We start from the raw sequence: 14,876 nt of genomic DNA, 5'->3' as shown, positions 1-14,876 counted from the left end.
CATGGCGGGGCCGCGGGCCTCATGCGTCCACCGCCGTCGGGTCGGCGTCCCGGGCGGTACGGAACCCGGCGAAGATCTGCCGCCTGACCGGCAGGTCCCAGTTGCGGAAGGTACCCCGGCAGGCGACCGGGTCGACCCCGAACGAACCGCCGCGCAGCACCTTGTGGCCGTCGCCGAAGAACACTTCGGAGTACTCCCGGTAGGGGAAGGCGGCAAAGCCCGGATACGGCAGGAAGTCGCTCGCCGTCCACTCCCACACATCGCCGATCAACTGCCGGATGCCGAGCGGCGACTGGCCGTCCGGATAGCTGCCCACGGGGGCGGGCCGCAGATGCCGCTGGCCGAGGTTGGCATGCGCCGGGGTGGGGTCCTCGTCGCCCCAGGGGTAGCGCCTGGCCCGCCCGGTCGCCGGGTCGTGGCGGGCGGCCTTCTCCCACTCGGCCTCGGTCGGCAGCCGCCGGCCGGCCCAGCGTGCGTAGGCGTCCGCCTCGTACCAGCTCACATGCAGCACCGGCTCGTCCGGCGGCACCGGCTCGGTCACCCCGAACCTCCGGCGCAGCCACTGGCCGCCGTCCCGCTTCCAGAAGAGCGGGGCGCGCAGCTTGTGCTCCCGCACCATCGCCCAGCCGGCCTCGGCCCACCAGCGTTGCTCCTCATAGCCGCCGGCCTCGATGAACCGCTGGTAGGCGCCGTTGCTGACCGGTGTGGTGTCGATCAGGAAGGCGGGCACCAAGCGGCGGTGGGCGGGCCGTTCGTTGTCCAGCGCCCAGGGCTCGGTGGAGGTGCCCATGGTGAACGGGCCGCCGGGGACCAGGACTTCGGCCGGCAGCAGGTCATCGGGGGCGGGCGGCGGCTCGGGCGCGGTGAGCACGGCCGGGCCGGTGCGCAACTGGTGCGTGATGAGCATGGTCTCGTCGTGCTGCTGCTCATGCTGCGCGATCATGCCGAAGGCGAAACCGGCGTCGAGCAGCGGACCGCCGTGCAGCGGGGCGCTCTCCAGGATGTCCAGCACCCGGCCGCGGACCTCGGCGACATAGCCGTGTGCCTCGTCGGGGGCCAGCAGCGGGAGCGAGGGGCGCTCGGACCGGGGGTGCTCGAAGGCGTCGTAGACGGAGTCGATGTCGGGGCGCAGCGCGTCACGGCCGCCGACGGTGCGCAGCAGCCACTGCTCCTCCTGGTTGCCTATGTGTGCCAGGTCCCAGACGAGCGGGGACATCAGGGGGGAGTGCTGGGCGACGAGGTCGGGATGTTCGACGCAGGTGGTCAGCAGGCGGGTGCGGTCGCGGGCGGCGAGCAGCGCCGAGGCCGCGCGCTCACGAAGGAGCTCGGGATCGAGGGTCACTGGCTGTCCTTCCCAACGATGAGATCGCCCTCCGCGGCGTACAGGGCGTCGAGATGGTCGTCCGCGGGGCAGCGGCCGCGTGCCACATAGCGCTCGGTGAACTCCGCGACCGCCGCGCACACCTCGGGGGAGGCCCCGAGGCGCGGCAGGGCCTCCTGCGCGGCGGCGAAACAGGCCACCGCGGCGGTGTGCAGCTCCGGGTCGGTCAGCGCGGCGCGGGCGGCGTGCCGCCACAGCGGATTGCGTGGCGCGGGGCGGGAACCGGCCGTCTCCGCCAGGGGTTTGACGATGCGGTACGCCCGCTCGGTGGCCTCCGGATCGTCGAACAGCGCGGCCGTGACGGCCAGCGGCACGATCCACCCGGCATCACCCGACTGCGCGTCGATCATGCGCAGTTCCAGATGGCCGCGCGGCCGGACCGGCGGGAAGAGCGTGGTGACGTGGTAGTCCAGATCCTCCTGGGTGGGCGGTCTGGGGACGCCGGTACGGATCCACTCGCGGAAGGTGAGCCCCTCCGGAGCGTCCCAGTGCCCGTCCTCGGAGCGGATGCACATGACCGGTGCGTCGAGGACGTAGCGCGCCCAGGCGGTGCGCGGGTCCGGCCCCGGGGGCGGGGCGAGCGTACGGGCCGGGTCCAGTTGCGACCAGATGACCTGGCGGGTGGTGCGGTAGCCCGTCGGACAGGCCTCGCTGATCGGTGAGTTGGCGAACGCCGCGGCCAGTACGGCGCCCAGCAGATGGGCCAGCAGCCAGCGCCGGCTGTGTCCGAGCGGTCCCGGCTCCTCGTGGCCGGCGTCCACACACACCTGCACGGACGCGGTGGCGCACATCATGGACCGCCCGGCGGAGCCCCAGCGGTCGAAGTACGCCTCCATGGCGTTGTAGCGGGGATCGGTCAGCACCCGCCGCGGGGGGTGCCACGGATTGTGGCCGTGGCCGGCCAGGCTCAGGCCCATGGCCAGCATGGCGGGCCGGACCTGCGCGAGATCGGCGGTGACGGCCTCGATGCAGTCGGTGAGGGAGGTGGCGGGCAGCGAGCTGAGCTCCAGCTGGCCGCCGGGTTCGAAGGTCAGCAGAGAGGCGAGGGGGAGGGCGCGCAGGGCGGTGGCCGCGCTCTTCAGCCGGGCGGGTTCGACCGGACATCGGGGGTTGCGCGCATCATGGACCAGCCATTCGATCTCGACGCCGATACGGCGCGGCGGGCCCGTCTTGAAGCATATTCCGCGCAGGTGAGCTTCCAGTTCCGCTTCCGATACCGCAGGTCGTACGGGCATCGAATCCCTCTCCCTTGTGGGGTGACGGCAGGATTGCCGCCCTCCACCTAATCTGCTGCGGGCGATGCGCTCAAGAGCGCGTTCGGTCAGCGGACGGCGGAACGGGCGCCCACCGGGCGAGGGGGAGGGCCGGGGCCCGGAGACCGCCCGAGGTGCCGCGGCGTCTCCTCGGCGCCAGGACGGCCTTCCTGCCCGCCGCCCGGCCCCGGGACCGTATCGGCGGGCGGCGGACGGGGCCCAGGAAGGGGTACGACCGTTCGAGTGAGTGCGGGGCGGGGTGCGGTTTGCCGCCCGGCGGCCCGGTGCGGGCGGGCCCGCCCGGCGTCACTGGCGGTAGCCCGCCAGGAAGCGTCCGATCCGGCTGATCGCCGCGTCCAGGTCGTCGGCGTGCGGGAGGGTGAGGATGCGGAAGTGGTCCGGGCGCGGCCAGTTGAAGCCGGTGCCCTGGACGACCTGGATCTTCTCCCGCAGCAGCAGATCGAGGACGAACTTCTCATCGTCGTGGATCTTGTGCACGGCCGGGTCGAGGCGCGGGAAGGCGTAGAGCGCGCCCTTGGGCTTGACGCAGGAGACGCCCGGGATCTCGTTCAGCCGCTCCCAGGCCCGGTCGCGCTGCTCGTGCAGCCGGCCGCCCGGCAGCACCAGGTCCTGGATGCTCTGCCGGCCGCCGAGCGCGGCCTGGATGGCGTACTGCGCGGGGGCGTTCGGGCACAGCCGCATGGAGGCGAGGGTGCCCAGGCCCTCCAGGTAGTCGGCGGCGTGCTGCTTGGGGCCGGAGACCACCAGCCAGCCGGAACGGAATCCGGCCACGCGGGAGGACTTGGACAGTCCGCTGAACGTCAGACAGACCAGGTCGGGCGCGAGGACCGCGGCGTGGTGGTGGACCGCGTCGTCGTACAGGATCCGGTCGTAGATCTCGTCGGCGAAGACCATCAGCCCGTGGCGCCGGGCGAGATCGAGCATGCCGTCGAGCAGCTCGCGCGGATAGACCGCGCCGGTCGGGTTGTTGGGGTTGATGATGACCATCGCCCGGGTCCGGTCGGTGATCTTCGAGGCGAGGTCGTCGAGGTCCGGAAGCCAGTCCGCGGACTCGTCGCAGAGATAGTGCACGGGCTTGCCGCCCGCGAGCGAGGTGACCGCCGTCCAGAGCGGGAAGTCGGGGGCCGGGATGAGGATCTCGTCGCCGTCGTCGAGAAGGGCCTGCACCGCCATCGAGACGAGTTCGGAGACGCCGTTGCCGAGGTAGATGTCATCGACGCCGACGTCGGGCAGCCCGTTCTGCTGGTAGTGCTGGGCGACCGCGCGGCGGGCGGAGAGGATGCCGCGGGACTCCGTGTAGCCGTGTGCGCGGGACAGATTGCGCATCACGTCCTGAAGGATCTCTTCGGGGCACTCGAAGCCGAACAGCGCCGGATTGCCGGTGTTCAGCCGCAGCACGCTGTGGCCCGCCTCCTCCAGCGCGTCCGCGTGCTCGATCACCGGCCCGCGGATCTCGTAGCAGACGTCGGCCATCTTGCTCGACTGCTTGAACTGCATGCGGTGGCCTCCCGGTCCCTCGCTCACCGCGCGGCGCGGCAGCATTCGACACAACGTACTTGGTTTTACCAAGCCGGTACTTGGAAAGTCCAACCTCTGTCTATGCTGGTGTCATGCCGCGCCGAAGCTATGACCAGTACTGCGCCGTCGCCCGGGCCCTGGACGCCGTCGGTGACCGCTGGACGCTCCTGATCGTCCGGGAACTGCTGGGCGGCTCCCGGCGCTACACCGATCTGCACGCCGATCTGCCGGGCGTCAGCACCGACATGCTCGCCTCCCGGCTCAAGGACATGGAGCGGGACGGTCTGGTCACCCGCCGCCGGCTCGCCCCGCCCGGCGCCGCCTTCGTCTACGAGCTCACCGCCCGCGGGCGCGCACTGCTGCCCGCGCTCACCGCCCTCGCCGACTGGGGCGCCCCCGCCCTCGACGAGCGGCGCCCGACCGACGCGCTGCGGGCCCACTGGTTCGCGGTCCCCCTCATGGTGAGACTGGCCCGGCACTTCACGGACGGCACCGACGTCATCGACATCGCCCTCGACGAGGGCGAGTTCCATGTCGTCCTCGGTCGCGACGGGCCGGCGTCCGGCGACCCGGACGGCGGGTCCGGATATGCGGACGGCCCGGCCGAGCGCCCCGACGTCCGGCTGCGGATGGACACCGCGACCTGTGCCGATATCGCGTACGATCGCCTCTCCCTCGCACGGGGGATCGAATCCGGCCGGATCGCGGTCACCGTGCCCGAGGGATCCGGTGAACGGCGGCGACGGAAGAGGACGACAACGGCATGACGACGCGCCCCCTGGCGGTCTTCGACCTGGACGGCACGCTCGCGGACGCCGGCCACCGCCAGCATCTGCTGCGGCGCACCCCGCGTGACTGGCGGGCCTTCTTCGCGGCGGCCACCGAGGACCCTCCCCTCGCCGAGGGGGTGGCCCTGGCGCTGCGCAGCACCGAGGACTGCGAGGTCGTCTATCTGACGGGCCGTCCGGAGCGCTGCCGCCGGGACACCGTGGCCTGGCTCGCCCAACACGGCCTGCCCGAGGGCAGGTTGTGGATGCGCCCCAACCATGACCGGCGCCCGGCGCGGCACACCAAGCTGGAGATCCTGCGCCGGATCGCCCGCGACCGGGAGATCCGCCATGTCGTCGACGATGACGAACTCGTCTGCGACGCCTGCGAAGAGGCCGGTTTCCGGGTGATCCGGGCGCGCTGGGCCACCCCGTCCGAGACTCTGCGGGACGCCCAGCAGCGGGCCGGGCGCACCTAGCGCCACCCCCGTCACTCACCGCTCGCCCCGCTCCGGGCGCGTCCGTTCGGCCGAACTGACGGTATGTCAGCAACCGGACCGGGTAGCGCTCGGGAAATGGATCAAGCATCAGGAACCCGGTCGCGCACCGGGCTTGCGCTCTTGCTGACCGTGGCGTTGCTCACCGGGCTCTGGACCCCGGCGGCCGCGGCGGCCCGCGACCCGAGGAGTGCCGGGCGGACCGGCTCGGCCTGGCTGCCCTACTGGGGTGATACCGACGCCGCCTACCGCGACGCGCTGCGGCACGCCGCCCAACTGCACACCGTCAGCCCCTTCTGGTACGAGACCTCCTCCGACACCACCGTCAAGGGGCACACGGGTGCCGGGCGGCGCGACATCATCGACGGACTGCACGACGCCGGGATCGATGTCGTGCCCACCGTGACCGAGACCCTCGGCGCCGCGAAGATGGCCGAGCTGATGCACGATCCGGAGCGGCGGCGGGATCATGTCGACACGCTGCTGGACCTCGTCGAGAGCCGCTCCTACGACGGCCTCGACCTGGACTACGAGGCGATGGCCCTCAGTGGTGACCGGGAGGACCGCGACCGGGTGCGGACCGGGTACAACAAGCTCGTCAAGGAGCTGTGCGCACGGCTGCACGAGAGGGACAAGCAGTGCGTGGTCACGGTACTGGCCCGGGTCCGCGGCAGTGGCCAGGCCTTCGACTACGAGCGGCTCGGCCGGTACGCCGACCGGTTCCGCATCATGGGCTACGACCTGCACTGGTCCGGCGGCGAGGCGGGCCCGCTCGCCGCGAGGGACTGGTACGACGAGTTCCTGCGCTACGCCACCGACACCGTCCCCCGGCACAAGATCGAGGTGGCCTTCCCGGGCTACGGCTGGGACTGGATCCGCGGGGTCACCGGCCATGCGGCCCATGTGACCTGGAAAGAGGCCGAGGCGCTGCGTGAGCGGGAGGACGCGGACTACCTCTTCGACGAGGTGTCCGGCACCCCGCACTTCACCTACCGCAAGGACGGTGAGGAGCACGAGGTCTGGTACCAGGACGGCCGCGGGGTCCGCGCGCAGCTGCCGCTGCTGAGGAAATACGGGGTGCGCGGCACCGGCCTGTGGGCGCTCGGGTTCGAGGACCCGGACTTCTGGTCCGCGCTCCGCGACGCGTAGCCGCCACACGACTACGGGGCCCCGGCGAGATCGCGCCCGGGGCCCCGTAGTCGTGTGGCGGAGACTGTTCCCTACGGGATACCGACCGCTTAGTATGTCGCTGGCGAGGGGGCCGGTGTGCCCTCCGCCCACCGCGTATCCAAGGTCTGTGGAGGCACCAGGTGAAGGCATGGCGCGTACACGAGAACGGTGAGCCGCGTGCGGTGATGCGGCTGGAGGAGGTGCCGGACCCGCAGCCGGGGCCGGGGCAGCTGCTGCTGCGGGTGCGGGCCGCCAACGTCAACTTCCCGGACGCCCTGCTGTGCCGCGGCCAGTACCAGGTGCGGCCGCCGCTGCCGTTCACCCCGGGCGTGGAGATCTGCGGCGAGGTGCTCGCCGTGGGGGAGGGCGCGGCCGGTGAGCCCGGTGCGCGGGTGCTGGCCCAGCCGCCGCTGCCGGACGGCGGCTTCGCCGAACTCGCGGTCGTCGACGCGGCGACGGTACGCCCGGCCCCCGAGGCCCTGGACGACGCCGAGGCCGCCGCACTGCACATCGGCTACCAGACCGGCTGGTTCGGACTGCACCGCCGGGCCCGGCTCCAGGCGGGCGAGACCCTGCTCGTGCACGCCGCGGCGGGCGGCGTCGGCAGCGCCGCCGTCCAGCTCGGCAAGGCCGCGGGCGCGACCGTCATCGGCGTGGTGGGCGGCGCCGACAAGGCCCGGACCGCCCGCGAACTGGGCTGTGATGTGGTCCTCGACCGGCACTCCGACGACCTCGTCGCCGCCGTGAAGGAAGCCACCGGCGGCCGCGGCGCGGATGTGGTCTACGACCCGGTGGGCGGCGAGGCGTACGCCAAGTCCGTCAAGTGCATCGCCTTCGAGGGCCGGATCGTCGTCGTCGGCTTCGCGGGCGGTGCCATCCCCACCCCGGCGCTCAACCACGCGCTGGTGAAGAACTACGCGATCCTGGGCCTCCACTGGGGCCTGTACAACACCAAGGACCCGGCCGCCATTGACGCCTGCCACGAGGAGCTCACCAAGCTCGCCGCCCAGGGCGTCATCAAGCCGCTGATCGGCGGACGCGTCCCGCTGGAAGGGGCCGCCGACGCCGTCCAGCGGGTCGCCGACGGCACCTCCGTCGGCCGGCTCGTGGTGGTCCCCGGAGCGGAGGAGGCCCGATGACCGACGCCGATGACCTGCGCCGGCGCACCGCCGAACTGCTCGCCGAACACCCGCCCGCCACCACCGAGCGGCTGGAGTTCCTGCGCGCCCGCTTCGACGCCGGGCTCGCCTGGGTCCACTTCCCCGAGGGCCTCGGCGGACTGGACGCGCCGCGCTCCCTGCAAGCCGTCGTCGACGCGGAACTGGAGGCCGCCGGGGCCCCCGACAACGACCCCGGCCGCATCGGCATCGGCCTCGGCATGGCCGCGCCCACCATCCTGCGCTTCGGCACCGACGAGCAGAAGCAGCGGTTCCTGCGCCCTCTGTGGACCGGCGAGGAGGTGTGGTGCCAGCTGTTCAGCGAGCCCGGGGCCGGCTCCGACCTGGCGGCGCTGGCGACCCGCGCGGTACCGGACAGCGGGGGAGACTGGATCGTCGACGGCCAGAAGGTCTGGACGTCCAGCGCGCATCTGGCCCGCTGGGCGATCCTGATCGCCCGCACCGACCCCGACGTCCCCAAGCACCGCGGCATCAGCTACTTCGTCTGCGATATGACCGACCCCGGCGTCGAGGTGCGTCCGCTGCGGCAGATCACCGGCGAGGCCGAGTTCAACGAGGTCTTCCTCACCGGTGTCCGGATCCCCGACGCCCACCGCCTCGGTGCGGTCGGCGAGGGCTGGAAGGTCGCCCAGACCACGCTGATGAACGAGCGGGTCGCCATCGGCGGGGCCCGCATTCCCCGCGAGGGCGGCATGATCGGCGTCGCCGCCGCCGACTGGCGCGCCCGGCCCGAACTGCGCACCCACGACCTGCACCAGCGGCTGCTGAAGCTGTGGGTGGACGCCGAGGTCGCCCGCCTCACCGGCGAGCGACTGCGCCAGCAGCTGACCAAGGGGCAGCCGGGGCCCGAGGGCAGCGGTATGAAACTGGCCTTCGCCCGCCTCGCCCAGGAGATCAGCGGCTGGGAGGTGGAGTTCCTCGCCGAGGACGGGCTGACCTACGACGACTGGACGATGCGCCGGCCGGACGGCGTCGACTTCACCGGCCGTGAGGCCGGCTACCGCTATCTGCGCGCCAAGGGGAACTCCATCGAAGGGGGCACCTCGGAAGTGCTGCTCAACATCGTCGCCGAGCGTGTGCTGGGGCTGCCGCCCGAGCCGCGCACCGACAAGGACGTCGCGTGGAAGGACCTCCCCCGATGAACGACGGGACCACCCTGCCGGGCGCCCCGGCGCCCGACCCCGACCTCCTCTACTCCGAGGACGAGGACGCGCTGCGCGCCGCCGTACGGTCGCTGCTCGCCGACCGCAGCGATCCGGCCACCGTGCTCGCCGGCCTGGAGTCGGACGTCGCCTACGACACCGGCCTGTGGCACTCCCTCGCCGCGGAGATCGGCACCGCGGGCCTGCTGGTGCCCGAAAAGCTCGGCGGCGCGGGCGCGACCGCCCGTGAAGCCGCCGTGGTGCTGGAGGAGATCGGCCGCGCCGTCGCGCCCGTCCCCTATCTGACCAGCGCGGTCCTCGCGGTGACCGCTCTGCTCGGCTGTGATCACGGCCGTGCGGACGTCGCCGCGTCGCTCGCCGCGCTCGCCGAGGGCCGCACCGTCGGCGTGCTCGCGGTGCCGCTGCCCACCGCCCCCGGCGGGCTGTCCCGTCCGGCGTCCGTACGGGCCGATGCCGGCGGCGCCCTGACCGGCCGGGTGACCTCGGTCGCCGATGCCGCGGCCGCCGAGCTCCTGCTCGTCCCGGCCCAGGGACCCGACGGCCCGGCCCTCTACGCGGTGGACCCCTCGGCGGGCGGGGTGCGCACCGACACCGTCACCCCGCTCGACCTCACCCGCCCCCTGGGCCACCTCACCTTCGACGGTGCCCCCGGCCGCCTCCTGGCCACCGGGGACCGCGCCAGTGCCACCGTCGACCGCGCCCTGCTCACCGGTGCCGGACTGCTCGCCTCGGAGCAGCTGGGCGTCGCCGAATGGTGTCTGACCGAAACCGTGCGGCACACCGCCGAGCGCACCCAGTTCGGCCGCCCCGTCGGCTCGTTCCAGGCGCTCAAGCACCGGATGGCCGCCCTCTGGCTGGACGTGGCCTCGGCCCGCGCCGCCGCCCGGAACGCCGCCGACGCCCTCGCCACCGAGAGCCCCGACGCCCCGGTGGCGGTGGCCGTCGCCCAGGCGTACTGCGCGCCGGTGGCGGTACGCGCCGCCGAGGAGTGCGTCCAGCTGCACGGCGGCATCGGCATGACCTGGGAGCACCCGGCGCATCTGTTCCTCAAGCGGGCCAAGAGCGCTGAGCTCGCCCTCGGGTCGCCGGGGCGGCACCGGGACGCCCTGGCGGGGCTGGTCGGGATCGCCGCGCCCTAGGGGCCGTGGGCCGGTGGCCGCCGGTCAGTTGGTGATGGCGAAGGTCCGACTGAAGGCGCGGACCGCGCCGTCGCCGGCGGTCGCCACCTCCAGGAAGTAGCGCTTGCCCGGCGGCACCCGCGGGAGCGTCACGAGCGCCTCGCCGGACGGCCCGGCACCGGCCTTGGTCGCGACCAGCGCCACCCGCTCCGACTCGCCGTGGCCTGTCGCCGTCCGCAGCCAGATGTCCACCTCCTCGCCCGTGCTGTTGTTCCAGGTCACCGCGAAACTGCCGTTCGCCTTGTAGTCGACGCCGGGCTCCGGCGCGGTCACCTCGATCCGCCCCGTCGGCGGCGAGGCGAACTCCTCGGGGCCGGCACTGCCGGCGGGGGCACCGAGGGCGGAGGTGGCGGCCCGCGCGGCCGAGCCCGCATGGCCGGCCGTGGCGGCCATCGCCCGGCCGGCCGCGGGACCACTCTTCCCGGTGTCCGGGCGCGACGGCGCCAGCGAGATCACCAGCATGCAGCCGACGGCGGTGGTGGCGACGGCGACGGCCAGATTGGTGGCCATCGAGGTGGCCCTGCACATCGTCTCCTCGTTTCCTCGGGGGAGGGGCGAGCCGAACATCCCCGGCACCTCGATCATCAAAAACGACGCGCTGAGCGATCACCTGGATGGACAGCTCCGGCGCGACAGGCCCCGGGACGGGAGGGAGAATCCACCGCTCGGGACGGAATTGATCCCGGCTCCGGTGATGTCCTGAAAGTGCGGTTCGGGTAGCGTCGAACACATGAAGACCGCAACTCGTCGTGCGCTGATCGGACCAGTCCTCCTGCTGGTGGCCGCGCTGCTGGCGGTGGTCGCCGCGATGGCATCGGGTGCCCGTGCCGCCGGGGGGCTGGACGAGGCCGCGGCGGCCCTCGAAAAGGGCCCGGTCTACGTCGATCCCCGCGCCACGGATCAGTTCTCCCGGGCCCAGGCGGACGCGCTGGCCAAGAAAATCAAGGACGCGGACAAGCCGATCTTCGTCGCCGTGCTGCCGCGGGCCGCCGAGTACCAGCCCGGCACCCTGCTCCAGAACCTGCGCACCAAGGTCGGCATCAGCGGCGTCTACGCCGTTGAGCTCGGCAACGGCTTCAACGCCGGCGCCGACCCGCGGGTGATGCCGCGCAATGCGGTGCAGAACCTCGTCGGATCGGTCAAGAGCTCCGACTACCCCACGGTCAACGAGCGCCTGAACAGCTTCGTCGACACGGCCGCACGGTCGGCACACGGCCAGGCCCCCGCCTCCTGGGGCGGCTCCGGCGGCAGCGGCTTCGGCACCGGTACGGCGATCGGGCTCGGGGTGCTGGTGGCCGTCGGAGGCGGCGGCGCGTACGCGATCGCCCGCCGCAACCGCAGAAGGCGGATCGAGGAGGAGCAGGCCGCGCTGGAGGACCTGCGGGTCGTCGTCGACGAGGACATCACCGCCTTCGGCGAGGAGCTGGACCGGCTCGACTTCAACCCCGGTGAGCACGGCGCCGATGACGCGATGCGCGCGGACTACAGCCATGCGCTGGACTCCTACGAGAACGCCAAGTCCGCGATGGCGTCGGCCCAGCACCCCGGCGATGTCCAGGCGGTGACCCAGTCGCTGGAGGACGGCCGGTTCTCGCTGGCCACCCTCGCCGCACGCCGGGAGGGCCGGCCGCTGCCCGAGCGCCGGCTGCCCTGCTTCTTCGATCCACGGCACGGTCCGTCCGTCGTGGATGTCCGGTGGGCCCCGGAGGGCGGTGCGGAGCGCACCGTGCCGGTCTGCGCCGCGGACAAGAGCCGGATGGACGACGGGCGGGAGCCGCTGGCCCGTACGGTCAGGACCGCGCACGGCGACCGCCCCTACTGGGACGCGGGTCCGGCCTACGGCCCCTGGGCCGGCGGCTACTTCGGCGGTGGCCTGCTGCCCGGCCTCCTGGTGGGCACCCTGCTCGGCAACATGATGATGTCGTCCGCCGCCTACGGAGCCGACTTCGGCGGTGCGGGCGCCGACGGCGGTGACTACTCCGGATCCGACTTCAACAGCGATGACTTCGGCGGCGGCTTCGGTGACGGTGGTGGCTTCGGAGACGGCGGTGGCTTCGGTGGCGGCGGCTTCGACGGCGGAGGTTTCTGAGGGCTGAGCGCCCCTGGGCGGCCCGGAGCGGCCGACGCCCCTCGGCCCGCCCGGGGTGCTCAGCGCCCCCTCGGCGGCCCCGAAGCGCTCAGCGCCCCTCAGCCCGTCCCGCCCGCTTGGCGCCGAGGAAGCGCCCGTAGCGCGGCCGCGCCGCGAAGTCCGCATAGCGCCATACGGCGGGCCGCCCGGCCTCCCGGCACAGATGCAGGACCTGGTCGGGGCCCAGGTGAACGCCCACGTGCGCGCCGTAGCCCGGTGGCCGGCCGTCCGCCGGACCGCCGTCGAACAGCACCAGATCCAGCGGCCGCGGGCGGTCCACCCGGTGGGTCGCCCGTTCGTCGGCCCAGAGTTCCGCCGAGCGCAACGGCGGTATCAGCAGGCCGAAGTGGCGCAGCACGGCGTAGGCGTAGCGCTGGCAGTTCGCGCCCCCGGCCAGGTCGTCGAAGGGGTCCGGGGCGGCGAGGCCGGGGACACCGGCCGCCCCGTCCGCCGCGTATGACGGGCATTCAGGTGTCGTCGCTCCCGGATGGCGGGCACCCGAGTAGGTCACGTTGCGCAGCGCCTCGGGAAGCTGCCGGAACGCCACCGCGCCGTGGACGGTGGGGACTTGACGGCCGGGGTCACGGAACACCCGGGCATGATGCCGGGGACCGCCCTCATGCCGCACGCCGCGGTGTCGAGCACGCTCACCCCATCGGATCCGACGTGCACTCGACACCGCGAGGAGATCCCCGATGGAACGCCGCTTTCGCAAGGCAGCCCTCTGGGGCGCGGCCGTCGCCACCGTCGTGGCGGCGGCCGGCCCGTTCGGCCCGGCGCACGGCGTGCCCCGGCCCGATCCCTCGCCCCAGCCCACGCCGCGCGGCATGCTCGACGCGATGCGCCGGGACCTCGGGCTGAACGCGGTGCAGGTGCGGACCCGGCTCGCGCAGGAGACCGATGCGCACCGTGCCGCGGCGGCCGTACGCCGGACGCTGAGCTCCCCGCCCGCCGGAATGTGGTTCGACAAGTCCACCGGCAAACTCGTCGTCGCGGTCACCGGCGCCGCCGACGCCCAGCGGGTGCGCGACGCCGGGGCGCTCCCCAAGACGGTGCCGCACAGCCGCGCCGCGCTCACGGCCCTGGTGCGGCAGATCACCGGCCGGGCCGGCGACGGGGTGCCCGGCGTCACCGGCTGGGGCGTCGACGAGCGGGCCAACGGTGTGGTGGTCCGCATGGACCGCACCCGGCACACCGCCCGGACCACCGTTTTCGAGACGTCCGTCCGCGCGCTGGGGGCCCGGTCGAAGATCCCCGTCACGGTCGAGCGCAGCGACCAGACTCCGCGTCAGCAGGGCGGCACGGTGGTGGGCGGTGAGCGGTGGATGCCCGGCAGCGAGGGCATCTGTTCCATCGGCTTCTCGGTGACCGGGCCGGGCGATTTCCAGGGCTTCCTGACGGCCGGCCACTGCACGCTCACCCCCGATCAGGCCGCGTTCGGCAAGGACGGCAGCCGCATGGGGACCTCCAACCAGGGCGGCGGGCACAGCGTCAACGACCGCGAGGGGGACTTCGGGCTGGTCGAGGTCGATCGGCCGGACTGGACGGTCAGCGCGGACGTGGCAGGGCAGGGCGGTACACCGGTCACCGTCACCGGCGCGCAGGAGGGCCTGGTCGGCATGTCGATGTGCCACTCCGGGCAGAGCAGCGGCTGGCACTGCGGGGAGATCACCCGGGTCGACCAGACCGTGGACTACGGCAACACGGTCATCGAGGGCCTGTCGTTCACCAACGCCTGCTCGGCGCCCGGCGATTCGGGCGGTTCTTATGTCACCCAGCCCAGCGCCCCGAAGGCCCTGGGCGTGCACTCGGGCGGCGGCGCCGCCGGCTGCGGCAACTTCGGCGGTGCCACCCTCACCATCTTCCAGCCGGTGGGTGAGATCCTGGACAAGTGGCACCTGCGGCTGAAGACGGGCAGCCCCTGACCCGCCCCGCCCCCGGCCGGCACCGCCTCCCCGGCCGCCGCACACGGGCCGGGGACCGGCCCCGGGAACGGGCACCCGGCCCCTTGACCTCCCCACCTACGATGTGAAGCCAGTGGCCGATGAGGCGCCGGGGGTCGACGTGGCGGACCGGCGCCTATGGGGGAGCGGGAGAGCGCGCATGGCAGAAGCAGCGGAGCCGGCAGCCGGTACGGACGCGACGGAGCCGTTCGCCGTCGGGATCACGGTGCGCGGCTACGAGACGGACACCCAGGGCCATCTCAACCAGAGCGTCTATCTCCAGTACGCCGAACACGCCCGCTGGTCGCTGCTCCAGGCGAGCGGCATCCGCCAGAGCACCATGGTGGACCGCCGCGTCGGCCCGGTGACCGTCGAGACCACCATCCGCTATCGGCGGGAGCTGCGGGCCGGTGACGAGGTCGAGGTCAGCTGTGCGTTCGTCTGGGGCGAGGGCAAGACCTTCCGGATCGAGCAGACCGTCCGCACGACGGACGGGACGGTGGCCGCCGAGGTGAGCGCCGTCTGCGGGCTGCTCGACCTCACCGAGCGCAAGCTGCTCCCGGACCCGCGGGCGGCCTTCCGCGACCTGGCCGACAAGCCCGCGCTGCTGGGCCTCGCCGACGTCTGACGAGCGCGGTCCGCGGTGGCCTCCCCGCTCCGTACGGCGGCAGCGGGCACG

At 73.2% G+C, this 14,876-nt stretch carries 14 protein-coding genes; 9 read left to right on the top strand and 5 right to left on the bottom strand.

The window, feature by feature from the left end; translation table 11 throughout:
- Nucleotides 1-19 precede the first annotated feature (19 nt).
- From egtB to TU31_RS31155, 3 genes are all read right to left on the bottom strand, one after another.
- Nucleotides 20-1,342 carry an ergothioneine biosynthesis protein EgtB gene (gene egtB, locus TU31_RS31165; RefSeq protein ID WP_042160829.1) on the bottom strand — a complete coding sequence of 441 codons (1,323 nt, stop codon included), beginning with the start codon at nt 1,340-1,342 and terminating at the stop codon, nt 20-22.
- Entirely contained in the window at nt 1,339-2,616 is a 1,278-nt protein-coding gene (egtA, locus tag TU31_RS31160; protein WP_042160827.1) for an ergothioneine biosynthesis glutamate--cysteine ligase EgtA, read from the bottom strand. Before egtA ends, egtB begins: the two co-directional genes overlap by 4 nt.
- Before the next feature lie 324 nt (nt 2,617-2,940).
- Nucleotides 2,941-4,152 (bottom strand): pyridoxal phosphate-dependent aminotransferase, encoded by a 1,212-nt coding sequence (locus TU31_RS31155; protein WP_042160825.1) that lies wholly within the window; start codon nt 4,150-4,152, stop codon nt 2,941-2,943.
- 113 nt (nt 4,153-4,265) lie between these two features.
- On the opposite strand from TU31_RS31155, the gene TU31_RS31150 reads away from it, so the two are divergent.
- The 6 genes from TU31_RS31150 to TU31_RS31125 all read left to right on the top strand — a co-directional run bounded on the left by TU31_RS31150 (nt 4,266) and on the right by TU31_RS31125 (nt 10,087).
- A complete protein-coding gene (locus TU31_RS31150; protein WP_042160823.1) occupies nt 4,266-4,940 on the top strand; it encodes a winged helix-turn-helix transcriptional regulator in 675 nt (224 codons plus the stop codon).
- Nucleotides 4,937-5,419 carry a phosphatase domain-containing protein gene (locus tag TU31_RS31145; RefSeq protein WP_042160821.1) on the top strand — a complete coding sequence of 161 codons (483 nt, stop codon included), beginning with the start codon at nt 4,937-4,939 and terminating at the stop codon, nt 5,417-5,419. Before TU31_RS31150 ends, TU31_RS31145 begins: the two co-directional genes overlap by 4 nt.
- Before the next feature lie 150 nt (nt 5,420-5,569).
- Entirely contained in the window at nt 5,570-6,586 is a 1,017-nt protein-coding gene (locus TU31_RS31140; protein WP_245698921.1) for a glycosyl hydrolase family 18 protein, read from the top strand.
- A gap of 161 nt (nt 6,587-6,747) precedes the next feature.
- The gene (locus tag TU31_RS31135) at nt 6,748-7,746 is read left to right on the top strand and encodes an NADPH:quinone oxidoreductase family protein (protein ID WP_042160816.1); all 999 of its coding nucleotides are present in this window, start codon (nt 6,748-6,750) and stop codon (nt 7,744-7,746) included.
- Nucleotides 7,743-8,927: an acyl-CoA dehydrogenase family protein gene (locus TU31_RS31130; RefSeq protein ID WP_042160815.1), complete on the top strand. Its 1,185-nt coding sequence runs from the start codon at nt 7,743-7,745 to the stop codon at nt 8,925-8,927. The genes TU31_RS31135 and TU31_RS31130 overlap by 4 nt, the downstream gene beginning before the upstream one ends.
- Nucleotides 8,924-10,087 carry an acyl-CoA dehydrogenase family protein gene (locus TU31_RS31125; RefSeq protein ID WP_042160812.1) on the top strand — a complete coding sequence of 388 codons (1,164 nt, stop codon included), beginning with the start codon at nt 8,924-8,926 and terminating at the stop codon, nt 10,085-10,087. The genes TU31_RS31130 and TU31_RS31125 overlap by 4 nt, the downstream gene beginning before the upstream one ends.
- A gap of 24 nt (nt 10,088-10,111) precedes the next feature.
- Here TU31_RS31125 and TU31_RS31120 read toward each other — a convergent pair whose 3' ends face one another.
- Nucleotides 10,112-10,654 carry a Ser-Thr-rich GPI-anchored membrane family protein gene (locus TU31_RS31120; RefSeq protein ID WP_245698920.1) on the bottom strand — a complete coding sequence of 181 codons (543 nt, stop codon included), beginning with the start codon at nt 10,652-10,654 and terminating at the stop codon, nt 10,112-10,114.
- A 202-nt stretch (nt 10,655-10,856) separates the two neighbouring features.
- Here TU31_RS31120 and TU31_RS31110 point away from each other — a divergent pair, with 202 nt between their 5' ends.
- On the top strand, nt 10,857-12,215 hold the full coding sequence (locus TU31_RS31110; protein WP_042160806.1) for a hypothetical protein: 1,359 nt from the start codon (nt 10,857-10,859) through the stop codon (nt 12,213-12,215).
- An 88-nt stretch (nt 12,216-12,303) separates the two neighbouring features.
- Here TU31_RS31110 and TU31_RS31105 read toward each other — a convergent pair whose 3' ends face one another.
- The gene (locus tag TU31_RS31105) at nt 12,304-12,846 is read right to left on the bottom strand and encodes a cell wall hydrolase (RefSeq protein WP_042160804.1); all 543 of its coding nucleotides are present in this window, start codon (nt 12,844-12,846) and stop codon (nt 12,304-12,306) included.
- A 103-nt stretch (nt 12,847-12,949) separates the two neighbouring features.
- Between TU31_RS31105 and TU31_RS31100 the strand changes: the two genes are divergently transcribed.
- Together TU31_RS31100 and TU31_RS31095 are read left to right on the top strand one after the other, a co-directional pair.
- Nucleotides 12,950-14,179 (top strand): S1 family peptidase, encoded by a 1,230-nt coding sequence (locus TU31_RS31100; protein WP_042160802.1) that lies wholly within the window; start codon nt 12,950-12,952, stop codon nt 14,177-14,179.
- Nucleotides 14,180-14,357: 178 nt separating this feature from the next.
- Nucleotides 14,358-14,825: an acyl-CoA thioesterase gene (locus TU31_RS31095; RefSeq protein WP_042160801.1), complete on the top strand. Its 468-nt coding sequence runs from the start codon at nt 14,358-14,360 to the stop codon at nt 14,823-14,825.
- Nucleotides 14,826-14,876 lie beyond the last annotated feature (51 nt).

It is taken from the genome of Streptomyces lydicamycinicus (assembly GCF_000829715.2).
GTDB lineage: Bacteria > Actinomycetota > Actinomycetes > Streptomycetales > Streptomycetaceae > Streptomyces > Streptomyces lydicamycinicus.
Note: the sequence above shows the minus strand (reverse complement) of the source record. Positions and strands in the feature narration are given on the sequence as shown.